Origin of the sequence: Photorhabdus noenieputensis (assembly GCF_018448935.1) — a bacterium.
Taxonomy (GTDB): domain Bacteria; phylum Pseudomonadota; class Gammaproteobacteria; order Enterobacterales; family Enterobacteriaceae; genus Photorhabdus; species Photorhabdus noenieputensis.
In genome coordinates, this window is the sequence record NZ_RCWC01000026.1 from 18,133 (window position 1) to 41,884 (window position 23,752).

Annotated in this window: 18 protein-coding genes; 7 read left to right on the plus strand and 11 right to left on the minus strand. The window is 42.6% G+C overall.

Annotation, left to right across the window (positions count from 1 at the left end; genetic code table 11):
- The first annotated feature begins 45 nt into the window (after positions 1-45).
- The 4 genes from nlpD (at position 46) to EAE91_RS16140 (ending at position 3,212) form a co-directional block, all read left to right on the plus strand.
- Entirely contained in the window at positions 46-1,023 is a 978-nt protein-coding gene (gene nlpD, locus EAE91_RS16125; protein ID WP_214089390.1) for a murein hydrolase activator NlpD, read from the plus strand.
- A gap of 51 nt (positions 1,024-1,074) precedes the next feature.
- The gene (gene rpoS, locus EAE91_RS16130; protein ID WP_036778027.1) at positions 1,075-2,073 is read left to right on the plus strand and encodes an RNA polymerase sigma factor RpoS; all 999 of its coding nucleotides are present in this window, start codon (positions 1,075-1,077) and stop codon (positions 2,071-2,073) included.
- A 573-nt stretch (positions 2,074-2,646) separates the two neighbouring features.
- Entirely contained in the window at positions 2,647-2,925 is a 279-nt protein-coding gene (locus tag EAE91_RS16135; protein ID WP_036778064.1) for a type II toxin-antitoxin system RelE/ParE family toxin, read from the plus strand.
- Positions 2,925-3,212 carry a HigA family addiction module antitoxin gene (locus EAE91_RS16140; protein WP_036778023.1) on the plus strand — a complete coding sequence of 96 codons (288 nt, stop codon included), beginning with the start codon at positions 2,925-2,927 and terminating at the stop codon, positions 3,210-3,212. Before EAE91_RS16135 ends, EAE91_RS16140 begins: the two co-directional genes overlap by 1 nt.
- A 96-nt stretch (positions 3,213-3,308) precedes the next feature.
- On the opposite strand, the gene miaE is transcribed toward EAE91_RS16140, so the two are convergent.
- Together miaE and mutS are read right to left on the minus strand one after the other, a co-directional pair.
- Complete coding sequence (miaE, locus tag EAE91_RS16145) at positions 3,309-4,070, minus strand: tRNA isopentenyl-2-thiomethyl-A-37 hydroxylase MiaE (RefSeq protein WP_214089391.1); 762 nt, start codon at positions 4,068-4,070, stop codon at positions 3,309-3,311.
- 4 nt (positions 4,071-4,074) lie between these two features.
- A complete protein-coding gene (gene mutS / locus EAE91_RS16150; protein ID WP_214089392.1) occupies positions 4,075-6,630 on the minus strand; it encodes a DNA mismatch repair protein MutS in 2,556 nt (851 codons plus the stop codon).
- A 110-nt stretch (positions 6,631-6,740) separates the two neighbouring features.
- Here mutS and EAE91_RS16155 point away from each other — a divergent pair, with 110 nt between their 5' ends.
- Positions 6,741-6,959 (plus strand): hypothetical protein, encoded by a 219-nt coding sequence (locus EAE91_RS16155; RefSeq protein ID WP_036778017.1) that lies wholly within the window; start codon positions 6,741-6,743, stop codon positions 6,957-6,959.
- A 194-nt stretch (positions 6,960-7,153) separates the two neighbouring features.
- Here EAE91_RS16155 and EAE91_RS16160 read toward each other — a convergent pair whose 3' ends face one another.
- Positions 7,154-7,609 (minus strand): type II toxin-antitoxin system PemK/MazF family toxin, encoded by a 456-nt coding sequence (locus tag EAE91_RS16160; RefSeq protein ID WP_214089393.1) that lies wholly within the window; start codon positions 7,607-7,609, stop codon positions 7,154-7,156.
- Between the two features lie 797 nt (positions 7,610-8,406).
- On the opposite strand from EAE91_RS16160, the gene EAE91_RS16165 reads away from it, so the two are divergent.
- Both EAE91_RS16165 and EAE91_RS16170 read left to right on the plus strand, forming a co-directional pair.
- On the plus strand, positions 8,407-9,180 hold the full coding sequence (locus EAE91_RS16165) for a type IV toxin-antitoxin system AbiEi family antitoxin (protein WP_214089394.1): 774 nt from the start codon (positions 8,407-8,409) through the stop codon (positions 9,178-9,180).
- A complete protein-coding gene (locus EAE91_RS16170; protein WP_214089395.1) occupies positions 9,173-10,090 on the plus strand; it encodes a nucleotidyl transferase AbiEii/AbiGii toxin family protein in 918 nt (305 codons plus the stop codon). Before EAE91_RS16165 ends, EAE91_RS16170 begins: the two co-directional genes overlap by 8 nt.
- A gap of 689 nt (positions 10,091-10,779) precedes the next feature.
- Here the strand turns inward: EAE91_RS16170 and EAE91_RS16175 are convergent.
- From EAE91_RS16175 to EAE91_RS16210, 8 genes are all read right to left on the minus strand, one after another.
- Entirely contained in the window at positions 10,780-11,910 is a 1,131-nt protein-coding gene (locus EAE91_RS16175) for a PLL family lectin (RefSeq protein WP_214089396.1), read from the minus strand.
- Between the two features lie 629 nt (positions 11,911-12,539).
- Positions 12,540-13,655 carry a PLL family lectin gene (locus tag EAE91_RS16180; RefSeq protein WP_214089397.1) on the minus strand — a complete coding sequence of 372 codons (1,116 nt, stop codon included), beginning with the start codon at positions 13,653-13,655 and terminating at the stop codon, positions 12,540-12,542.
- 650 nt (positions 13,656-14,305) lie between these two features.
- The gene (locus EAE91_RS16185; RefSeq protein ID WP_214089398.1) at positions 14,306-15,430 is read right to left on the minus strand and encodes a PLL family lectin; all 1,125 of its coding nucleotides are present in this window, start codon (positions 15,428-15,430) and stop codon (positions 14,306-14,308) included.
- A gap of 491 nt (positions 15,431-15,921) precedes the next feature.
- Entirely contained in the window at positions 15,922-17,046 is a 1,125-nt protein-coding gene (locus EAE91_RS16190; RefSeq protein WP_214089399.1) for a PLL family lectin, read from the minus strand.
- A gap of 592 nt (positions 17,047-17,638) precedes the next feature.
- On the minus strand, positions 17,639-18,754 hold the full coding sequence (locus EAE91_RS16195; RefSeq protein ID WP_214089400.1) for a PLL family lectin: 1,116 nt from the start codon (positions 18,752-18,754) through the stop codon (positions 17,639-17,641).
- 468 nt (positions 18,755-19,222) lie between these two features.
- Complete coding sequence (locus EAE91_RS16200; protein ID WP_214089401.1) at positions 19,223-21,805, minus strand: TonB-dependent receptor; 2,583 nt, start codon at positions 21,803-21,805, stop codon at positions 19,223-19,225.
- Between the two features lie 87 nt (positions 21,806-21,892).
- On the minus strand, positions 21,893-22,909 hold the full coding sequence (locus tag EAE91_RS16205) for a FecR domain-containing protein (protein WP_214089402.1): 1,017 nt from the start codon (positions 22,907-22,909) through the stop codon (positions 21,893-21,895).
- A complete protein-coding gene (locus tag EAE91_RS16210; protein ID WP_214089403.1) occupies positions 22,888-23,397 on the minus strand; it encodes a sigma-70 family RNA polymerase sigma factor in 510 nt (169 codons plus the stop codon). Before EAE91_RS16210 ends, EAE91_RS16205 begins: the two co-directional genes overlap by 22 nt.
- Positions 23,398-23,752: the final 355 nt, after the last annotated feature.

The window sequence follows — 23,752 nt, forward strand, 5'->3', positions numbered from 1 at the left end:
ATCTTTGCCGTTATGGGGGAAGGAAATATGAATTCGGGAAGCCCAATGAAAAAAATACAGCGGATCGTAACGTGTTTATTGATGGGGGTCTGGTTAGTCGGCTGTACAAATACGCCAACTCGTCCAGCACCTATCACCAGTGTTGATCAAAAACAAAGCAGAGGGAGTCATCATCCGGTAATATATTCCGGCAATTCTGCCATATCTACGCCGATGCCATCTTCACCTTCATCAATGAGTGCGACTGATAGCAATTCGCAGGGGAGAATTGTTTATAACCGTGATTATGACAGTATTCCTAAGGGCAGCTATAACGGCAGTACTTATACGGTCAGGCATGGTGATACTCTGTTTTATATCGCTTGGATTACAGGTAATGATTTTCGTGATCTTGCGAGCAAAAATAATATTTCAGAACCTTACAGTCTGACGGTGGGGCAGACTTTGAGGACCGGTAGTAGCGGGATGTTAACCACTTATAACCATAATCAAAAGCAAACAGCCCTGGTTGATTCTCAATCAACTAATGCGTATCCTGCAAATTCCGGGATACAAAAGAGTGTAAAAATGTTGCCACGGGCAACTACGTCAACAGTAAACAATACGTATTTAGAATCACCGACGACAACCGCGAGCAGTGGAAACAGTGTTGTTAGCGGTTGGATGTGGCCGGCTGAAGGTAAAATGATTGAGAGTTTCTCTGATACCCAAGGGGGTAACAAAGGGATTGATATCGCAGGCAGCAGGGGCCAGTCAGTATTTGCGACAGCAGGTGGTCGAGTTGTCTACGCCGGAAACGCCTTACGTGGATATGGAAATCTGATAATTATAAAACATAACGATGACTACCTGAGTGCCTATGCTCATAACGATACGATGTTGGTTCGTGAGCAGCAGGACATCAAGGCGGGGCAAAAAATTGCCACTATGGGTAGCACGGGTACCAGTTCTGTAAGATTACACTTTGAAATTCGTTACAAGGGAAAATCCGTAAACCCGCTGCGTTATCTTCCGCAGCGATAAACTGGGCAGAATGCTGAATTCTGCCTGCATTATCATGGGTAGGGGCAGCTTATGAGCCAAAATACGCTGAAAGTTAACGAGTTGTATGATGATGCGGATTTAGATGAAAGTGGTATTGAAGCTGACGACTTCGATGAGAAATTATTGAAGAACGATGAGGATGATATAACTGATTTTGAGAATGATTTAGATGTATTGCAGGGCATGAACCAGCGGGTTCTTGATGCAACACAGCTTTATCTTGGCGAGATTGGTTTTTCTCCTTTGCTGACGGCGGAAGAAGAGGTTTTTTTCGCAAGGCGGGCATTACGTGGTGATGTTCTGGCCCGCCAGAGAATGATCGAAAGTAACTTGCGATTGGTTGTTAAAATTTCTCGTCGTTACAGTAATAGAGGTTTAGCCCTTCTTGATTTGATTGAAGAAGGTAATCTTGGCCTTATCCGTGCTGTTGAAAAATTTGACCCGGAGCGCGGGTTCAGGTTTTCTACCTATGCAACATGGTGGATTCGGCAAACTATTGAGCGGGCGATTATGAATCAAACCCGTACTATTCGGTTGCCAATCCACATTGTTAAAGAACTCAACGTCTACTTGCGTACAGCAAGAGAACTTGCCCATAAATTGGATCATGAACCTAGCCCGGAAGAGATAGCAGAACAACTGGATAGACCGGTTGATGATGTAAGCCGTATGTTGCGATTGAATGAGCGCATCATTTCGGTTGATACCCCTATTAGCAGTGATTCTGATAAAGCGCTATTGGATGTTTTATCGGATGAGAATGAAAGTGGGCCGGAGGGAACAACACAGGAAGACGATATGAAAAAGAGTATCGTCAAATGGCTGTTTGAGTTGAATTCGAAGCAACGTGAAGTATTAGCGCGTCGTTTTGGTCTTTTAGGATATGAGGCTGAAACGCTGGAAGATGTGGGTAAAGAGATTGGTTTGACAAGGGAAAGAGTGCGTCAGATCCAGGTCGAAGGTTTGCGACGTCTGAAAGATATTATGCAAACTCAAGGTTTGAATATTGAAGCGTTATTCCGTACTTAATTGTTGAATAGTTTGGCTACTTGGGTTCTGAAGAACTGTTGTCCCTGTTTTTGCATTGTTGATGCTTGGTATTATCAGGTTCTTCAGTACCCGGTAGGATTCCTCTAATTTTGTCTTAGATAATGATAGTAAATTTCAATCAAAGATTTCTGATATTTAAATTATGGTGGTCGACTAATTTAGGGCACTTCATTATCCTCTTCCAAATAGTTTTCCTTTTCAAGGGGACAAATTTGTCGCTATAGCTAAATAGCTTTTCATAATTCTGCTACACATGACTCTCTTCAACCCATTGTTATATATGGGATTATGAGTGATATAAGATGTAGCACTATTTTAGAATCTTATTTAGATAACTCTACCCTTATTTTCATGCGAATATAATTGATATTAATACACCACATTATATCCTGCCTCTCGGGATTAAATTCATTTCGTCTGTTTATTGCCAGCATAATTCCATCTAAGCCACGGATGGCTTTTAAAGTCTCACTGTGACTTGTAAAGGTGTTGCGTATAGTGCGGCGGCTGAGTATGATAATTGTACCGAGCAGCACTGTTCAGCGGACGGATATGATTAAGAGTTTTAAACATAAAGGGTTGAAAAAGTTTTTTGAAACAGGTTCTACAGCCGGTATTAATGCTATGCAAGCTCCAAAAATAGCTACCCGTCTTGAGGTGTTGAATAGAGCTGTAAAAATTGAAGATGTAGATATCCCGGGCTTTTTTTTACACCCACTTACAGGAAACAGGAATGGTGTGTGGTCTATTACTGTGACAGGGAATTGGCGAATCACCTTTGAGTTGTATGATGGTGATGTCTACATTGTGAACTATGAGGATTACCACTAATGGTTATGATGTATAACCCCCCGCATCCCGGAATATTAGTTAAAGAGGCTATGGAGGCTCTGAATTTGAGCGCCAGAGGCTTGGCTAAGGCACTGGGTGTAGCACCATCAACTGTGCAACGCTTGGTTGTTGGCAAGTCTGATGTTTCGCCAGAAATGGCACTGAAATTGTCTGTCGTTATTGGCAGTTCACCTCAAGTTTGGATGGGAATGCAGGTGGACTATGATTTATGGCAGGCAAAACAGCATATCGATGTGTCTCATCTTCATCGATTGCAAATAGCTTGATTGACATATTTCAATGTCCCTGATTCTGAACCATCTCAATTGTTTTGTCGTTGGTCTGAAAGGTGAGTATTAGCTCACCTTTTTTTAATCAGTATCTCAAATTACAGGAACGCCACTGTGGAATTTAAAATCGCTATCTGGATTTTGAATCAATTCAGCTTCAACACGGCCAAAATAGTTCACCCGCTCGGTAATATCTTCATTAGCAATAGATTGCGCTAGTGAAAGATAGTCTTGATAGTGACGTGCTTCAGAGCGCAGCAGCGAGATATAAAATTTACTCAGATCTTCATCCAAATGAGGGGCCAATTTGGCGAAGCGTTCACAAGAACGCGCCTCAATATAAGCGCCGATAATCAGCTTATCTACCAATGTATAAGGTTCATGGCTGGTGATATGGCTAAGCATGCCTTTGGCATAACGGCTGGCTGTGATGCTTTCATAGCTGATATTGCGTGCGTCCATGATTTCTAGCACTTGATAGAAGTGATGTAACTCTTCTTTAATCAGCAGCACCATTTTATCAATCAGATCCTGGCTATAGGGTGAATTAGCTTTAGCGGTGATCTGTTTGGTCGCTTGGTTTTGACCTCTTAATGAATTGAGATCGCCAATTTTCTTGTAGGCAAAATCTTCATAAGGTTTAAACCATGCCAGAAGTGTATCTTCACTTCGCTGATCTACGGCATACTTACGGATCAAAAACATAGCGCTCTGTGCTGCTTTCAGCTCGCATAACAGATGATCCCGTAGAAGCACAGGTAAATTTTCAGGCTGCTTTGCTTTATCTACCCACAAATCCGGGGTTTCACATTGCAAAAAACGGTATATCGGTTGTAAAAGGCTTTTGTCAAACACGTTCTTACACCATATCTTTTAGTCGATAAATCCATTCTAATGCTTGACGCGGAGTCAGTGAATCTGGATTAAGATTTTCTAATGCTTCAACCGCCGGTGACGTTTCTTCTGTTAATAGCGCAAGTTGCGGTGTATCGACATGACTTGCCGTTGCATGGTTGGAGAGTGATTCCAGCTCTTTAAGTTTCTGACGCGCTCGTTTAATCACTTCGCGTGGAACGCCAGCGAGGGAAGCCACAGCCAATCCGTAACTCTTACTGGCTGCACCTTCTTGCACGCTGTGCATAAATGCGATGGTATCGCCATGCTCTACCGCATCCAGATGAATATTAACCACGCCTTCAAGTTTTTCCGGCAACGTGGTCAGCTCAAAATAGTGAGTAGCAAACAGAGTCATTGCTTTAATGCGGTTTGCCAGATTTTCTGCACATGCCCATGCCAGAGAAAGGCCATCATAGGTTGATGTCCCTCTGCCAATCTCATCCATCAATACCAAACTTTGTTCTGTCGCATTGTGCAAGATATTGGCGGTTTCGGTCATTTCGACCATGAAGGTTGAGCGGCCGGATGCCAGATCATCGGAAGCGCCTACACGGGTGAATATGCGATCAACTGGGCCAATAACCGCTTTTTCCGCCGGTACAAAGCTACCGATATAGGCCAGAAGTGTAATAAGCGCCGCCTGACGCATATAGGTACTTTTACCGCCCATATTTGGACCGGTAATAATCAGCAGACGCCGCTGTGAAGATAAAGAAAGAGGGTTTGAGATAAATGGCTCACTCAGAACCTGCTCAACAACTGGATGGCGACCACCGGTGATTTGAATTCCCGGTTTATCGCTCAATGTTGGGCAAACATAATTCAGGGTTTCAGCGCGTTCTGCCAGATTTGCCAATACATCAAGTTCAGCCAGTGCTTCGGCACTGGTTTGTAATTCGGCCAAATGAGGCAATAGCAGATCGAATAATTCTTCGTAAAGCGCCTTCTCTATTGCCAGAGATTTCCCTTTAGAGGTCAGAACTTTATCTTCATATTCTTTTAGCTCAGGAATGATATAACGCTCAGCATTTTTCAGTGTCTGGCGGCGGACATAGTGAATTGGCACCAGATGGCTCTGCCCTCGGCTGACTTGAATATAGTAGCCATGAACACCATTAAAGCCGACTTTCAGAGTATCAATACCCAGCTTTTCCCGTTCGCGGATTTCCAGTTGTTCCAGATAATTACTAGCGCCATCAGCCAGTGTGCGCCACTCATCCAGTTCACTGTTATAACCCGGTGCGATTACGCCACCATCGCGAACCAACACCGGAGGGGTTTCTACAATCGCTCTTTCAAGTAATTCCTGTAATTCATCAAACCTGCCGATATTCTTCTGCAATTGCTTGATATAAGGGGAATCTGAGGAGTCCATAACTTGATGGATATCCGGTAATTGCTGGAATGCATGGCGCATTCTTGCCAGATCCCTTGGACGAGCAGAGCGTAGAGCCAGGCGTGCTAACACACGTTCGAGATCACCTACCTGTAGCAAAAATGGCTGCAACTCCAAGCCAATTTCCTGCAAAGTAGCGATAGCTTGTTGACGATTTTCTAATATCTGGCGCTCCCTGACAGGGGCATGCAACCAGCGTTTTAACATTCGGCTACCCATCGGGGTAACACACAGATCAAGAACAGAAGCGAGAGTATTATCTGTGCTGCCGGACAGGTTTTGTGTCAGTTCCAGATTACGACGGGTGGCGGCATCCATAATAACCGTATCTTGCTGACGTTCCATCGTAATGCCACGGATATGTGGTAGTGCTGTGCGTTGAGTATCTTTGACGTATTGCAACAGGCAACCGGCGGCACGCAGAGCAAGCACTGCTTTTTCCACGCCAAAACCGACAAGATCACGGGTACCAAATTGCAGGTTCAATTGCTGTTTTGCGGTATCCAGCTCAAATTCCCATAAAGGGCGACGGCGCAGGCCATGAAAATTTTCAATCAGCGCCATATGCTCAAAACTTTCAGGATAGAGCAATTCGACAGGACGGCTACGTTGCAATTCAGCGGCTATCGTTTCCCGCTCTGCCATTTCAGATATTTGGAAGCGGCCAGATGTCACGTCTAGTGTGGCATAACCAAATCCTTGATTATCGTGCCAAATAGCCGCCAGCAGGTTATCTTGCCGTTCCTGTAATAGCGCTTCATCTGTCACGGTACCGGGAGTAACGATGCGAACAACTTTACGTTCAACCGGGCCTTTGCTGGTGGCAGGATCGCCAATTTGCTCACAGATAGCGACTGATTCACCTAATTGAACCAGCTTAGCTAAGTAGTTTTCTACTGCATGATGTGGCACGCCTGCCATAGGGATAGGATTGCCGGCTGATTGACCTCGTTTGGTCAGGGAAATATCCAGCAATTTTGCCGCCTTTTTGGCATCGTCATAAAATAGCTCATAGAAATCCCCCATTCTGTAAAACAGCAGGATATCAGGATGCTGTGCTTTAAGACGGAGATATTGCTGCATCATGGGCGTGTGGGTGTCAAAAGTTTCTGTATTAATCATGCAGTGGTCTTAATTAAGTTTGTGAATCAATTCTTTCGTTATGGTATCGCACCAAGCTTTAAACTTACACAAGTAAAATCTGGAAGCAATTCGCAAATTTAGTTGTAATTTTGGTCTGGTTAATTTGGCTCTGTGTGGAAAGCAAAGCTGAGTTGCCGAAGTGGTTGAGAGAATTTCCCAATGTTGACTGGTTTTTGCTGTCTAATACTACAGCCGTAATTGCCTTGTTGGTAAAGAATTTCCTTGATGATGATAGCGAGATTGTTGAGCTCGTTATTGATGTCGCCGCCAGTATGACCAATCTAAAATCTGAACAAATGTCTTATTAGTTTTTGCCAGCAGCTTGAGCCTTTGTGTACTAAGAGCTTTTTTATGGAAATTCTTTGTTGAAATTATGGGATGCTAGAATGGCAGAAGCCTAGCAATTTAGCTAGGCTTCGCAGGTCCCTCAAAGGGAATAAATATTTTGGGCCTCTATGGGCAACAGCTATATTGTGAGCGATCTTACTGGAGAAATCAAGTGTCATGATTTTGATAACAATTGACTTGCATTTATGGATTTAATTATTGCCAATTGAATTTTAGTGACGATTTCTTTGGGTAAAATTTGATTTAAATAGCCTCTATCAGTTCTTGGTCTTTGTAGCCGTTGTCGGCTGACTTGTTGTACAAGATCCGCTTTTGCCCAACGTGTTATTTGTTCAAAATACTTCATATTCTCAACAACGCTTTTATCAATTACAACGTGCATTCCACGTTGTAATTTATTTTGATCACATTTGCTTGATAGAGGAACAACTATACAGGCATTGCCATCTATTTTACCGTTTACAATAACAACAAGCCGATTTTTTACCATTTCAGGTGGTATATGACCATCATAGGAATTAGTTATTATTTTGCCTTCTTTATTTTTTGGGTAATTCCCATAGTCACATTCTAATATTTCGCCCACTTTGGGACTAAAGTTGATAGGCACTTGTTATTCCTCTATGTAAGGTGATAAATTCACCTATGACTTAATGATTTTTACTAAGAACTTATTTCAATAGGATTATATAATGGAAATCGGCCATTCTCATCGATGTAAAATAGAAACAGTTGATTACTAAAAATTGTGATGTATGTCATATTTTAAATATGGATGAAATTTGCGGTATTTGTTAGTAGTACTACTATAGCCGTAAAATCCCAAAGTCCGTGTTTTCTCTGATGTTCATGACGCAAAAAAATCTCATGGCTTAAAACTTTCCTATGAGCGTTTCTTCTGTTGAAAAAAGGAAATATGGCTGTAGTATTCTAGAGAAAACACTAACTGAGTGGCTGGGTTAGTTTATAATTCGTGATATAGATTCACTTTAAGTATCACTATATATTTATTTTAAACCATTGCTATTGGATGATAATTGAGTGGGGAAATAATAGATGAATTAATCAATTGTAAATGTGTAGGTAAAAATAATCATTAAATATTAGCCCTAACAAACAAGTGCATCATGGGCGTATGAGTGTCAAAAGTTTCTGTATTAATCATGCAGTGGTCTTAATTAAGTTTGTGAATCAATTCTTTCGTTATGGTATCGCACCAAGCTTTAAACTTACACAAGTAAAATCTGGAAGCAATTCGCAAATTTAGTTGTAATTTTGGTCTTAGCGACTCAGGAATCAGTAAAGCACAATATACGATATTATCGATGAAACGACTGCTCAAAAAATTGACACCTCAGTAACCAGGTGGTTTACTATTTACAATATTGTTACACCTAGGGTGAATCTATGTCATCAAAATTAAACTGGCTTTTGCAAAACACTACGCCGGGCTCCTTAGTGTTGCAATCTTGGCTAACAAAGCACAACATCAGCCCCTCTTTGGCGAATAAGTATATGAATAGCAACTGGCTGCAAAAACTGCGGGCCGGGGTGTATGTACGAACAGGACGTGAGCCCGAGTGGAGTGATGCTGTGCAATGTCTGCAAAACCAGCTTTCTATCCCGGTTCATTTAGCGGGGCTCACTAGTCTGGTGTACCAAGGCCGCTCTCATTATCTACAGTTAAAGCAGCACAAGATCTGGCTCTGTGTGGAAGATAAAGCTGCGTTGCCGAAGTGGTTTAAAGAATTCCCCAATGTTGACTGGTTTTTGCTTTCTAACCCGAAGCTGTCCTTACTTGATGAGAAATACCTGACAGATGTTGAAATCAAAGGAAGCCAGCTAAAAGCCAGTATACCTGAATTAGCGGCTTATGAAGTTTTAGATACTGTACCCGTATCGTTTTCTTTTGAACATGCTGCGGAACTTTTCCAAGGTTTGGTTAACCTTAGCCCGCGCAAAGTAGAAATACTCCTTCATTCCAGTCATGCGATCCAAACTAATCGTTTATATCTTTTTTTGACCGACTATTATGCTCACGCATGGGCTAAACGTATTGATAAAACTAAAATTGATTTAGGGGCGGGGAAGCGTCAAGTCGTGTTAGGGGGAAAGTTGGATAAACAGTATCAGATTACGGTTCCGGAAAAGTATTTGAATAATGGATTATTTCATGGATAAATATTCTCCATATTACCGACAGGTAGTGTTGTTGATGAGTGTACTGCCTGTGGTGGCAACAGAGAGCTGTTTTGCATTGAAAGGTGGGACGGCGATTAATTTGTTTGTGCGTGATTTTCCCCGTTTATCAGTTGATATTGATCTGGTTTATATACCGTTGGAAAGTAGGGAGCTAGCGTTACCTAATGTTCGAGCGGCATTAACTAGGATTGTCGCTTTACTCCAGCAGCAAGCGGGGATTTTTGCAGCATTACAGACAAATAATCCTAATGAAATGCGTATTATTGTTACTTCTCAAGAGGCACAGATAAAAATCGAAGTCTCACCGGTTTCGCGTGGTACGTTGTATCCACCTCAGGAACGTGATGTTGTTGAGGTTGTAGAAGATGAATTTGGTTTTGCTTCTATTCAAGTCGTTTCGATTGCCGATCTTTATGGTGGTAAGCTGTGCGCTGCGTTAGATCGCCAGCATCCACGTGATCTTTTCGATGTCAAAATGTTGCTTGAAGCACAGGGGATAGATCGTTCTATCTTTAATGGATTTATTACCAATTTACTTAGCCATCCTCGACCGTTATCTGAAGTGCTTAATCCTCGATGGAAGGATATTTCTGAGTTCTATATGAATGAATTCAGAGGAATGACATTTAATAAAGTGTTATTGGAAGATCTTAATTCCGTACCTGAATTGATGATTTCAGCACTTAAGGAGCAATTTACCTCGCAGGATTCTGACTTTTTGATGTCTTTCAAAAGTGGCAAGCCGGATTGGCAGTTATTCCAAGAAAGCCAAATTCAACATTTACTAGCGGTAAAATGGAAGTTACACAATCTCGATTGTATGTCAAAAGGTAAACATATTCAGGCGTTGGATAAACTAGAGAAAACTCTGGCTAAGTGGCTGGGTTAGTTTATAATTCATGATATAGATTCACTTTAAGTATCACTATATATTTATTTTTAAACCATTGCTATTGAATGATGATTGATTGGGGCAGTAATAATAGATGAATTAATCAATTGTAAATGTGTGGTTAAAATATAGTTTTCACACACAGTAATTCAAAAGTAAGAAATTATAAATAAATTGCTTCTTGTTTTTAAGATTTTGTTTTCATTATATTTAAAAATATATTTTGTTGTGGATGATTTAATTTTTTCAAAAGAATTGATAACCTGTATGAAAGTGCTCAGCTTGCAGATTATTTATTAAAAAACACAGAATTAAATTTACAAATATTTTATAAAACGATGGTTTTGTTTGAGATTGTTTTCCAGATATATACCCTATGGATTTCAAGATGCATCGCGGCGGCAGGGGAACGAATCCCCGGGAGCATAGATAACTATGTGACCGGGGTGAGTGAGTGCAGCCAACAAAGAAGCAACTTGAAAGATGACGGGTATATTCAATCAAAAATATATCTTTGTCATGAACAATAATACATGAGTTTAAACCCGTATTGAGCTTACATGTCGAATATTGGGTTAACTCCAGCAAATTAAGCACCACTGGCCCGATGCAGCGCAGTGAATATTTTTTTAATGCATTGGGCCAGAAGATTACGCTTGTCTTATGCGAAGCTGGTTCCTTCCAAATTATTTGATCACAGAAGCGTCGATCAAGGTGATACCGCCGATGAGAGCCCAGGTGGTCCACGATGATGTAGTTGATGAAGTAGTTTGCCAGAGGTGCCAGAGTGCCTTATCAAGGCCAAGCACAAAGACCTCAATCCGGCCGTCTGAATTCTTCGCTACCGTTGGGGCGCTGGCGATAATGCCTGTAAATGAGCTCCAGTTAGACCACGGGCCGTTATGATAAACCTGCCAGGTGCGCCAGAGCGTGTTGTCAGAGCCGCGTGCAAAGACCTCAAGCCGACCAGCGATATTCTTCACCACCGCAGGAGCGCTAGTGATCACACCATCCAAACACTGCCAGTTTGACCACGAAACGGAATCAGAGCTGATCTGTGAGATATGCCGGAGTGTGCTATCGGCACCGCGTGCAAAGACTTCAAGCCGACCATCGCAGTTGTCAATGACCACTGGATCGCTAGTGATCACGCCATTCAACGATTTCCAACTTGACCACTGATCGGTGTGGGCAGCAGTTTGCCAAATGTGCCAGAGAGCATTATCGGTGCCACGTGCAAAGACCTCAAGTCGGCCATCGGCGTTGATATGTGCGGCAGGGTTACTGGTGAGTGTGCCACCCAGAGATTTCCAGTTTGACCACGAATTGGTATGGGCTGCGGTTTGCCAGATGTGCCAGAGAGCGTTATCGGTACCGCGTGCGAAGACTTCAAGTCGGCCGTCAGAGTTGATGCATACCTCTGGGTTGCTGGTGATCCCACCATATAGCGGCTGCCAGCTTGACCAAGTATTAGTATCAGCGGCGGTCTGCCAGATGTGCCAGAGTGCATTATCCGTACCACGCACAAACACTTCCAATCGACCGTCCGAATTACGATGAACAGCAGGTTTGCTAGTCACTACTCCGTTAACTTTGCTCCAGCCGGCCCAGGAGGAGGTTGGGAGCGGTATAGTTTGCCAATTGTGCCACACTGCGCTGTCAGCGCTTACACCGAAAACCTCAAGTCGATTATCGGCATTGTTTGCTACTGAGACAATTCCAGATAATGCTATTGCAGAGTTCTCGATTGCTATCTCACTGGCAACATATGCTTCGATATTATCTGGATTTGGCGTTTTAATGGGTTCTTTTTTCATATGTATATTCTCTTTAAAAATAATTTCTCTGATTCAAAAAATAATCATTTAATAAGAGGGATATTCAGTTTTATATATTGATGTTTTCACTTGTCTCCGATGTTATTTTGTTAATAAAATAAAGAGTTGGTATTAATTTTTGACCTGTAAAGTGTTAAGTAAATATGGTTTTGAATTGTGTGATGACATATTTTATATGTGTTTTACACGGGGTTGTTTAAATTAAATAAACTATTTTCATTTTAAATTTTCCATTGATTTCTATTTTGAATATATTTTTTTCATGGTTTTTAAAATATTTTATTGAATCATTATTAAAGCACACAATTCATAATCTGGCCATTGAGAAACGCAGATCCTGATTTAATCATGTACCTAAAAGAGGTTATTCTGTTTGAAGTTGTTTTTCAGACATATTCGACTAACAGTCTGTTTCAGATAGACAAAAATATGTCCTTATATCAACGATAATATGCAAGTTTGAATCTGAGCCTGGTTTGGGTATCGAATATTAGATTTTTACCGGCAAATTAAGTACCACTGGCCCGATGAAGCGCAGTGGATATTTTCCTTAGCGTATCGGGCCAGAAGGTGACGTTCGTTTTGTGCAAGGCTGGATTTATTCCAAATTACTTGATTGCTGAAGCGTCGATTAAGTTGCCATTGAGGGATACCCAAGTGGACCACGATGGTGTGGCTTGCCAGATGTTCCAGAGAGCGTTATCGGTGCCACGTGCAAAAACTTCAAGCCGACCATCGGCGTCTTCCACCGCTGTTGGCGCGCTGGTGATCGTGCCATTCAGCGTGGCCCAGTTGGACCACGGACCGGAATGGGATACCGTTTGCCAGATGTGGTAGAGAGCATTATTGGTGCCGCGTGCAAAAACTTCAAGCCGGCCATCGGAGTTCTTCACGACCGCAGGGGCACTAGTGATCACGCCATTCAACGAGGTCCAGTTGGACCACGGACCGGAATGGGGAACAGTTTGCCAAATGTGGTAGAGAGCGTTATTGGTACCACGCGCAAAGACTTCAAGCCGACCATCAGCGGTGCCTATGACGACAGGATCGCTAGTGATTGCACCACCGAGTGATTCCCAATTTGACCACTGGTTGGAATGAGGAGCGGTTTGCCAGATGTGGTAGAGAGCGTTATTGGTACCACGCGCAAAGACTTCCAGCCGACCGTCTGAGTTGATATGAACCGCGGGGTTGCTGGTGATCGCGCCATTCAAAGATTGCCAATTTGACCACGGACCGGAATGAGCGACAGTTTGTGAGATGTGGTAGAGAGCGTTATTGGTGCCACGCGCAAAGACTTCGAGTCGGCCATCGGTGTTGACACATACCGCTGGGTCACTAGTAATTGTCCCCCCTAAAGATTGCCAGTTTGACCAACCGGCATTGGCGGCGGTTTGCCAGATATGGTAGAGCGCATTATCGGTGCCGCGTGCGAATACCTCTAGACGACCGTCTGTATTGATATAAACGACAGGTTTGCTGGTTACCTTTCCGTTAAGAGAGATCCAGCCGGTCCAGGAAGAGCCTGAGTGTGGTGCTGTTTGTCTGTTGTGCCACAAGGCATTGTCAGTGCCCACACCGAAAACTTCGATCCGTCCATCGGAGGTGTTTACTACTGTGACAATTTCAGACAACGCGATTGACGTGTTTTCGATTGTTATCTCATTTATAGCAAGTAGTTCGGCATTATCTGGCTTTGGTATATTAATAGGTTCTTGTTGCATATATATCCTCGTTAGAAATAATTTTTCAGATTGACTAAATAGTTACTTAATAAGCAAGATGTTTAATTCTGTGAATTAATGTTCTCACTTTTACTCTTTATTCTTTGAAGAAATAATTAATGCTTTATTTGATTTTGATTTGTTGTCCGTGGAGTATTAAGTGGATGTGATGCTACATTATAAAACCTCTTCTGTTTATATATATTTTTGCATACGGTTATTCAAAAATAATAAATTATGAATGAACTGTTTTTCTGTTTTAAGGTTTCATCTTTATTATATTTGAAAATATATTTTTATCATGATTGTTTTAATTGTATTAAAAACATTTGATAATCTTTACGGAAGCGAACAGTTTGCCGACTAGCATTAAAAAACACAGGTTCTAGTGCATGAATGTTCTATAAAACAGGGGTTTTGTTTGACATTGCCTTTTGGGTCTATTCGACCAAGAGACTACATTGGGTAGACAAAACTATATCTTCATCATCAACAATATGCGCGAGTTTGAGAGAATGCTTGGTTTGCGTGTTGAGCATTGGGTTGATTCCAGTAAATGGGGTACTGCTGGCCCGATGCAGCATAGCATAGTAAATGTTTTCCTTTAATGCATCAGGTCAGGCAGTTATGCGTGTCTTGTGCGAAGCAGATTATTTAATTGCTGAAGCGTCGATTAAGGTGCCGCCGAGAGATACCCAATCGGACCACAATGATGATGTAATTTGCTGAATATGCCAGAGTGCGTTATCCGCACCGCGTGCAAAAACTTCAAGCCGACCGTCAGAATTCTTCGCCACCGTAGGAGCGCTGGTAATCACACCGGACAATGAGGCCCAATCAGACCATGAACCCGATGCTGCCATCTGCCAGATATGCCAGAGAGCGTTATCAGGGCCACGTGCAAAGACCTCAAGCCGACCATCGGCGTTGATATGTACCGCAGGGTCGCTGGTGATGACGCCAGACAGTGACTGCCAGTTTGTCCAACCTGCATTAGGAGCAACTTGCCAAATGTGCCAGAGAGCGTTATCGGAACCGCGTGCAAAGACCTCAAGCCGACCATCAGAGTTGCTGATTACCACTGGATTGCTCGTTATCACACCACTCAGTGATTGCCAATTTGTCCAGGGATAGGCATGAGAAGTCGTTTGCTTGATGTACCAGAGAGAGTAATCGTTGCTGCGCGCAAAGACCTCAAACTGGCCACTGGCGTTGACATATACTGTTGGGTCACTGGTAAGTACGCCATTTAGTGATTGCCAATTAGACCACGGACCGGTATGGGGTGCGGTTTGCCAGATATGCCAGAGTGTGTTATCAGAACTGCGAGCAAAGACCTCAAGCCGTCCATCGGAGTTGATATATACCACTGGATTGCTGGTGATTTGACCACCTAAAGATTGCCAGCCTGACCAACCGGTGCCGGGGATGGGGGCGGTCTGCCAGTTATGCCATAAAGCATTATCTGTGCCACGTACGAATACTTCTAATCTGCCATCTGAATTAATGTAAACGGCGGGTTTGCTGGTCGCTCCTTCATTTAGTGAGTGCCAGCCAGACCAGAAAGATATGGTATTTGGTGCCGTTTGCCAGTTGTGCCACACAGCATTGTTGATGCTCACGCCAAAAACCTCTAGCCGACCATCGGCGTTGTTTGCCGCCGAGATAACGCCGGGTAACGTAGTCCAAGAGATTTCATTGGATGCTTCTATTTCGTCTGAAATAGATGATTCGGTATTATCTGGTCCTGATGTATTAATAGATTCTTTTTTCATATATATATCCTCTTTAGGCATCATTTTTTAGATTCAATAAATAGTTATTTAATAAGTAATGTATTTGATTTCACATTAATACTTTCGATTGCATTCTGGTATATTTTTATTTATAAAATGAATAAGTAATATTTTATTTGACGTTAAATTTTAATTGTTAATTTTTTGGATGTGATTTTATATTATGGGGGTCTATGTGTTGATATGTATTTTTAAATACGAATATCTAAAAAACATTAATTATATATAAACTATTTTCTTATTTTAAAGTTTTCTTTGTTTTCTATTTTAAATCTATTTTTTTACGGTTATTTTATTTTCATTCAAAATATCTGATGATCATTATTAAAGTACCCAATTCATTATCTGGCTATTGGGTTAACTCCAGCACATTAGGTACCGCTGGTCCGATGCAGCATAGTAAATATCTTCCTTAAATACATCGGACCAGAGAATTACGCGTGTCTTGTGCGAATATAGCGCCTTTCAGATTATTTGATCGCGGAAGCGTCGATAAAAACACCACCGAGGTAGGTCCAATCAGACCACTGATTAGAATAGGGAGCAGTTTGCCAGATGTGGTGAAGTCCGTTACCGGTATTGCGCACAAAGACATCAAATTGGCCATCAGAATTTTTCACAACTTCTGGGCCGCTGGAGAGTCCGCCACCTAATGAAGCCCAGTTGGACCATGAGCCTGAATGGGTATCATTTTGCCAGATGTGGAAGAGTGGGAGTCCTTTGTTGGCACCACGAACAAAGACTTCAAGTCGGCCGTCACAATTCTTTGCTACCACAGGGGCGCTGGTGATAATGCCACCCAACGAGTCCCAGTTAGACCACTGACTGGAATAGGGGAAGGTTTGCCAGATGTGCCAAAGTGCATTATCGACACTACGCACAAAGACCTCCAGCCGACCATCGACGGTGCAGGTGACTACTGGATCACTAGTGATGGTGCCGCCTAATGATTGCCAGCTAGACCATCCAGCGTGGGGAGTAGTTTGCCAGATGTGCCAGAGTGCGTTATCGGTACCTCGGGCAAAGACTTCCAGTCGGCCATCGGCGTTGATATGGACTGCTGGGTTACTGGTGATTACGTGACCTAGAGAACACCAGTTTGACCACGGACCGGAATGGGGAGTGGTTTGCCAGATGTGCCAGAGTGTGTTATCGGCACCGCGCGCAAAAACCTCAAGTTGACTATTGGCGTTGACATATACGGCAGGGTTACTAGTAATCATGCCACCTAAAGATTGCCAGCCTGACAGACCGGCGTTGGGCGCAATTTGACAGTTATGCCATAGCGCATTATCGGCACCACGTGCAAATATTTCTAATCGACCGTCTGAATTGATGTGAACGGCGGGTTTGCTAGTCACTTGTAAGCCAAGTGAGGACCAGCCGGTCCAGGAAGAGCCTGTATGTGATGTTTGCTCATTGTACAACACTACATTGTCAGTACCCACACCGAAAACCTTAAGTCGACCATTGGCTGTGTTAGTCACTGAGACAATACCAGACGCTGCGATAGCTGCGTTTTCGATTGATACCTTATCTATAACAGATAGCCCGGTATTACTTGGATTTAATGTATTAATAGATTGTTCTTGCATATATATCCTCTTTAGTAATAATCTTTCAGATTCACTAAATAGTTATTTAATAAACAAGATGTTTGATTTTTTGAATTAATATTCTCACTTTTATTTTTAAAGAAATAATGAATGTTCTATTTAATACTGGCTTATGAACCGCAAAGTGTCAAATAAATGTGATATTACATTATAAAACCACCTGTGTTTATATATTTACATGCGGTTATTATGTGAATCCAAGTTGTTATTTTAAAAAATATATTTACTTCATGGTTGTTTTGAGATTATTCAAAACCTAAGGTGATTTTTATGGAAGTATACAATGTGCAAATTGGTTATTGGAAAATACAGATTCTAATTCACTAATATTCTATAAAAGCGGTTATTCTGCTTGCAATTGCTTTCTAGGCATATTCAGCTAAAAGTCTATCTTGCCATCAAAATAATACGGGAGTTTGAATTCGTATTGGGCTTGTGTGTTGAATATTGGGTTAACTCCAAAAAATTAAACACCACTGGCTCGATGCAGCGCAGTGAATATCTTCCTTAAATGCATCGGGCCAGAAGATTATATTTGTCTTATACGAAGCTAATTCTAACTCTTTCCAAATTATTTGATTGCTGAAGCATCGATCAAGGTTCCACCAAGTGAGGCCCAAGCGGACCATGATGATGGACTTGTCCTCTTGATGTTCCAGAGTGCGTTATCGGTGGCGCGTACAAAGACTTCAATATAGCCATTAGAGTTTTCCACGACATCTGGGCCGCTGGAAAGTCCGCCACCCAATGAGGCCCAGTTGGACCATGAGCCGGAATGGGTATCATTTTGCCAGATGTGCCAGAGTGCGTTATCGGAGGCGCGTGCAAAGACGACAAGTCGATTGTCGAAGTATTTTATTACTGCTGGTGCGCTGGTGATAGTACCACCCAATGAGGCCCAATTAGACCACTGACTAGAATTGGGGGCTGTTTGCCAGATGTGCCAGATTGCATTATCGATGGCGCGTACAAAGACTTCGAGTCGACCATCAATGGTGCGGATGACCACTGGATCACTCGTGATGGTGCCACCTAATGATTGCCAGCTTGACCAATAACCGGTATGGGGAGCAGTTTGCCAGATGTGCCAGAGTGCGTTATCGGCACCGCGGGCAAAGACCTCAAGCCGACCATCGGCATTGATATGGACGGCTGGGTTGCTGGTGATCACTTGGCCCAGAGAATACCAGCTTGACCACGGATTGGAGTGGGGAGCGGTTTGCCAGGTGTGCCAGAGTGTGTTGTCGGTGCCACGGGCAAAGACCTCAAGCCGCCCATCGGCGTTGATATATACCGCAGGGTTACTGGTGATTGCTCCACCTAAAGATTTCCAGCCTGACCAACCAGCGTTGGGAGCGGTTTGCCAGTTATGCCATAACGCATTATCGGAGCCACGTACGAATACTTCTAATCGACCGTCTGAATTGAGGTAAGCGGCAGGTTTGCTGGCCACACTTCCACCGAGTGAGGTCCAGCCGGTCCAGGAAGCGCCTGTATGTGTCGTTTGCCCATTGCGCCACACTGCATTATCGCCACCTACACCGAAAACCTCGATCCGACCATCAGAGGTGTTTACCACTGAGACAATGCCAGGTACCGCGATAGCAGCATTTTCGATTTCAACCTCATTTATATCAGATGATTCGGTATTATCTGGATTTAATGTTGTAATCGGCTCTTTTTTCATATGTATATCCTCGTTAAAAATAATTTTTTAGATTCACTAAATAGTCATTTAATAATTAATATCTTGATTTTTTTAGAGTTAACCTTTTTGTTCACGTTTTTGTTCTTTCTTGAAAAATAATGAATAATGTTTTATTTGAAATTAACTTATGACAATTAAGTTATCGATAAGATATGATTTTATATTATAAATCTCTATGGGATGATATATATTTTTACATACAATCATTTAAAAACAATTAATTGCATGAAAACTATTTCATTATTTTAAAGTTTCACTTAGATTCTATTTTAAATGTATTTTTAAAGTTGTTTTAATTTCATTAAAAATATCTGATGGTATATTATATTTATATGAAAATTTAAACCAATTCTGAGGTTTTATATTGATATACTGCTTTCACCCTAATGACATTCTTTTGCCAGAAAGTGGCATATCATGGATATGCCACTAGCTTAACGAATGAATTTAAAAATAAGTTGTAATACCGGCACGAAACGTTCTGCCCGGTGAAGGGATATAACCGAGGCTAAGAGGCTGGATATAATATTTATCGAATACATTATCCACACCAAACTCAAATTCGACATGCTTATTTATACGGGTAGTTAGAGAGATATCAGCTACAGTTGCTGGTCGCCAGATAATGGGTGCCAACAGAGGAGCGGAACCGCGTCCTGGTTTTCCTGCTGGCACAGATCGTTGTCCATAATGGGAAACTCTGGCGTTAGCAGATACCTTGTCATTTAAGAATCGCTGTGTCAGATCGAGTGATACCGCATATTTAGGCGGAATGTGATTAGTCGCATAATCCGAAGGGAGGCTACGTGCAGCACACCCGTCATTTTCCGTACAGAATTTGACTTTTGTATAGTAATTCATCGATAAACGGGCATCAAAGTGATCACTATGGTAAACACTCGCCAATTCCAATCCGGCAAATTTTGCTGCTTTAATATTACTGATGTACATACTCCAGTAATCATCCATCCATGCTCGGCTAATATAGTCTTTTACCCGGTTATCAAAGTAGGACATTTTGATATCGAAGCTATCATTTTGAGCAATGATATTCTGGAAGCGTGATGTCAGCCCGACTTCGATATTTTTTGAAATTTCAGGTTTTATATGATCGTCAACACTCATCATATAGCCGCGAATACCTTCAACCATTGATGGAAAACGTGGGGCATAGGCATATTTAGCATGCAGTGCTGTTTCATGATTAAGTTCAAGCTTAGTGCCTACCCAATAGCCGTGAGCATGGTCTCGCTTATTGTTTACTTTCCCAGAAGTGAGTTGTGGTAGCCAAGAGCTACCCGGACGAGCTGGACTGTAATCTTCGATCTGATAGGATTTATAATCCCACCCGCCCATTAGGGTCAGGCGGTCGGCAAGTATATAGTTCCCGTTCAGGAAAAAATGGCCTTCTTTACGTTCTCCTTCCCGATTAACGGCATATTTCCATTTACCTGCGCTTGGGCCAGTGCGTTCACGAATAAAACTGGCACCGTAGTTCAACTCAATATCTTGCATCGAAAGCTCAAATAATGAGGTGTTGCTCAAATTCACCCCGACTGTGCGCATGAATTTTTTATCACCGAGAGTGTTATTTGAGGTTCGAGGGCGGTCGTTAACCCGTGTTTGCCATACTCCGATATCCAAATTAATCCAGGGATTTGACGCAGGTTCCCATTTATAGTTGAGGCTGTGTCTGTTCATGTTGAGCCGTGTCAGTGGCCCCTGTTCCAAGATCATAAATGTTTGGCTCAGGTTTGCCATATCCGCGACATAGGATTCCCCGTAGAGATTTTGGTAATGGCTAATGATAGCGGAGAGTTCATGACCATCGCCAAAACGAACTTTTCCTTTACCCAGTAATGACTGGCTATCTTCAGAAGTGTTAGGTACGGCATCTCCCATTGCGTACAGCGAATAACCGGCCATTTGTTCACTGAATTGTGGAATGTGGCAATCTTGTGGATCACTCTGACACAAATAGCCTGGCATCCCACGTTCCTTAGCGCCCGGTCCGTGTTTGCCTGAGTGGTAATTGCCCCGCTTGCGCTGAGAAACACCAAACAGCAATTCATAGGAGGGTTCGGCCATCGCGAAAACAAGACTCCCGGTGCGATTCTTAGCGTCGAAAAGAGAGGTTTTTGATGGGGAAGCCCAGTCATTGCGTTGATAATCGTCAGGATTAGAGTGATTGCTCAGCAGACTTCCTTTCAGGCGTAGTCCTACCTTTTGTCCATCAAGGAGGATATCACTGGCTTCAATGGTTTTTATCTCCACCGTTCCCCCGATAGCTCCCATGCCGCCTTTTCCTGTCGGGCCTTTACTGATATCTACCCGGCCAATGAAATCGGGATCAATAAAGGAACGGTTGGAGACACCTTGATAACCTCGGTATAGCGCGGTTTGGTTAGACGCGCCGTCAACGGTAGTTAAGACTCGGCCTTGTCCTTGCAAGCCCCGGATATTCACATCCAGGCTGCCTGAACTGCGTGCTTCGCCGGATAATACCCCCGGTGTTGTTTTGAAAATATCAACAGGGTGGATCACACCGAATTTTTCAATATCTTTACCTTTGATAGTGGTACTGTCGAACCGCAATGGTTCATTACCTCCGTACCCGCGATTGCCTGCTACCATAAGAGGACTTAGTATGACTACACTTTTGTTGGCCATCTTCTTTGTCATTTTTACCAGCGTATAACTGCCATCGGTACGTTGGGACAGATGTAAATGACTGTCTGTAAGCAGTTGTATTAAACCTTGATGAGCAGTAAAACTGCCGTTTAATGACGGCGCTGTTAGCCCGTTGGTTAAATTCGGATCGAAAGAGAGAGCGGTACCGGTTTGCGCTGCAAAATGGGACAACGAATTGCCTAATGAACCTGGCGGAATATGAACGGAATAGAGTGTATCTGCTGGTGTGGTGGCGTAAAGGGGACGTGCCGGCAGCAGTATTAATGGCAATAACAGTGCGAATAAAGACTTTTTCTGCCAACGTGGTTGTGAATCTTGGCAGTCAACATGATATGGCATAGGCAAGTTCTCTATAACTTTTTCAGCTTCTTTTATTTCTATGCCGTATGAGATTGAAAAAAGTGTCAGTAAAAATGATTATTTTTATTAACTGAGTGAGTAGAGGGTAATCCAATAGCGGGTCAGGCTGTGCATTGAGAGCGGATAAGTTTGTAATAGCATATGCAGTGCCAGATCCGTATCCCGGATGGGAAAAGCACCAGAAACCCGCAGATTAGCGACTGCGTCATCACAACGGATGACACCGGAACGATAGCGATTCAGTTCAGTAACCACCGTTGCCAGCGGCAAGTCATCAGCTACCATCATGCCCTGTAACCAGCTTAGAGATGCGGTTGAACGGGGATGTTGTGGGGCAACGGCAAATTGAGTGAAATAGGTTGCTTCTCCAGCATGGAGTCTGTGTGGCAAACCATTATCTGGCGTAATCCGAACTGATCCTTCCACTATTTCCACCTGAGTGTGTGAGGCTTGTTGGCGGACGCTGAATTTTGTACCTAACGCCACAATAACGCCTTGTTTGGTTTGTACTTTAAATAGGCGTACCGGCTGGTGGCTATCTTTATGGGTTTCAATATAAATTTCCCCTAGCTTTAGATGAACAAGCCGTTGGGTATCATCATAATGAACATCTGTTGAGCTTTGAGTATTTAAAGTGAGTTGACTGTTATCCGGTAATGACCAGCGCTGAATTTGCCCGGTTGCAGTGTGATAATCGCCGGTGAGAAGCTGAAATTGATCCGAGCGCCAGAAGAGCGATGATGCGCCAGCCGGTATTAACAACATGAGTGTCAGCTTTCTGATGGCTTCTCGACGGGAAAGGTTCTGTTTGTTGTTTAACAGCGGTGAGGCGATATGCGGAGGTAAATGGTGTAACCGTGCTAACAGACATTGCGCCCGTTCCCAGGCTTGCGCATGTTCTGGACTTTGTGCACACCAGGCAGCGCAGGCATTCCGATCAGCTTCGCTGGCATGACTATCATGCAAAACGGTCAACCATTCTGCGGCTTCGGCAAGTATCGTTTCAGAAGGTGTACTTGATGAAGACGAAGATGTGTCAGTGGAAGCCATACCAATCCCTCTTATGCCATCGCTATCAGACATTGATAAAAGCCTTGTTTCATATAACGTTTTACTGTGGACAGCGAGATATTCATCTGATTGGCAATATCTTCATACTTCATTCCTTCTATCTGGGAAAGTAAAAAGGCGGTTTGCACTGGCGTGGGGAGTTGGCTAAGCATGATATCAATTTCTTGAAGTGTTTCGAGGATGATAAGTTTTTGCTCTGGTGCGGGAATGAGCGGTTCAGGCAGACTGACGAGTAAATCCAGATAAGATTGTTCAAGTGAGCGGCGACGATACCAGTTAACCATCAACCCCTTGGCAATAGTGACGATGTAGGCTCGGGGTTCATTGAGTTGCTGTGGTAAAGGTGAACGAAGTAATTTAACAAAAGTATCTTGAGCTAAGTCTGCGGCAGCTTCATCGCAGTTAAGACGATGCTTAAGCCAGCGAAATAGCCAATTATGATTGTGGATGTACATGCACTGGATCTGTTGAGTGTCTGAAACATTAACGGTCATTTTCATGTCAAGCTATCAATGTAAATGCAAATCATTATCATTTTTGTATGTTACAGGTAATTGCTTTCCGTTACCAATAAATAATGGATGCGAAGCGGCTGATTCAATGCATTTTTATTTACTATAAAGCAAATTAATGAATTAATTTGTAGTTTTGATCGTGATTGACAGGGATAAATTATAAGAACCTTAAACAGAGAACGAGAATTCAAATTAAACATTCCTTTATAGCGCTATAGAATATGAGTAGCGCTTCAAGGAAATAAAAATGACGATTGAAGCGCTAATGACATAGGTTTTAAAGATTGAATCAATAGAGAATTTGTTTCTTAAATTATGGTGTAATTGATTTGAACGCGGG

Coding starts and splice junctions, on each gene's coding strand:
- nlpD (WP_214089390.1), top strand. CDS start 46: ATGAAAAAAATACAGCGGATCGTAACGTGTTTATTGATGGGGGTCTGG.
- rpoS (WP_036778027.1), top strand. CDS start 1,075: ATGAGCCAAAATACGCTGAAAGTTAACGAGTTGTATGATGATGCGGAT.
- EAE91_RS16135 (WP_036778064.1), top strand. CDS start 2,647: ATGATTAAGAGTTTTAAACATAAAGGGTTGAAAAAGTTTTTTGAAACA.
- EAE91_RS16140 (WP_036778023.1), top strand. CDS start 2,925: ATGGTTATGATGTATAACCCCCCGCATCCCGGAATATTAGTTAAAGAG.
- mutS (WP_214089392.1), bottom strand. CDS start 6,630: ATGATTAATACAGAAACTTTTGACACCCACACGCCCATGATGCAGCAA.
- EAE91_RS16165 (WP_214089394.1), top strand. CDS start 8,407: ATGTCATCAAAATTAAACTGGCTTTTGCAAAACACTACGCCGGGCTCC.
- EAE91_RS16170 (WP_214089395.1), top strand. CDS start 9,173: ATGGATAAATATTCTCCATATTACCGACAGGTAGTGTTGTTGATGAGT.
- EAE91_RS16175 (WP_214089396.1), bottom strand. CDS start 11,910: ATGAAAAAAGAACCCATTAAAACGCCAAATCCAGATAATATCGAAGCA.
- EAE91_RS16180 (WP_214089397.1), bottom strand. CDS start 13,655: ATGCAACAAGAACCTATTAATATACCAAAGCCAGATAATGCCGAACTA.
- EAE91_RS16185 (WP_214089398.1), bottom strand. CDS start 15,430: ATGAAAAAAGAATCTATTAATACATCAGGACCAGATAATACCGAATCA.
- EAE91_RS16190 (WP_214089399.1), bottom strand. CDS start 17,046: ATGCAAGAACAATCTATTAATACATTAAATCCAAGTAATACCGGGCTA.
- EAE91_RS16195 (WP_214089400.1), bottom strand. CDS start 18,754: ATGAAAAAAGAGCCGATTACAACATTAAATCCAGATAATACCGAATCA.
- EAE91_RS16200 (WP_214089401.1), bottom strand. CDS start 21,805: ATGCCATATCATGTTGACTGCCAAGATTCACAACCACGTTGGCAGAAA.
- EAE91_RS16205 (WP_214089402.1), bottom strand. CDS start 22,909: ATGTCTGATAGCGATGGCATAAGAGGGATTGGTATGGCTTCCACTGAC.
- EAE91_RS16210 (WP_214089403.1), bottom strand. CDS start 23,397: ATGAAAATGACCGTTAATGTTTCAGACACTCAACAGATCCAGTGCATG.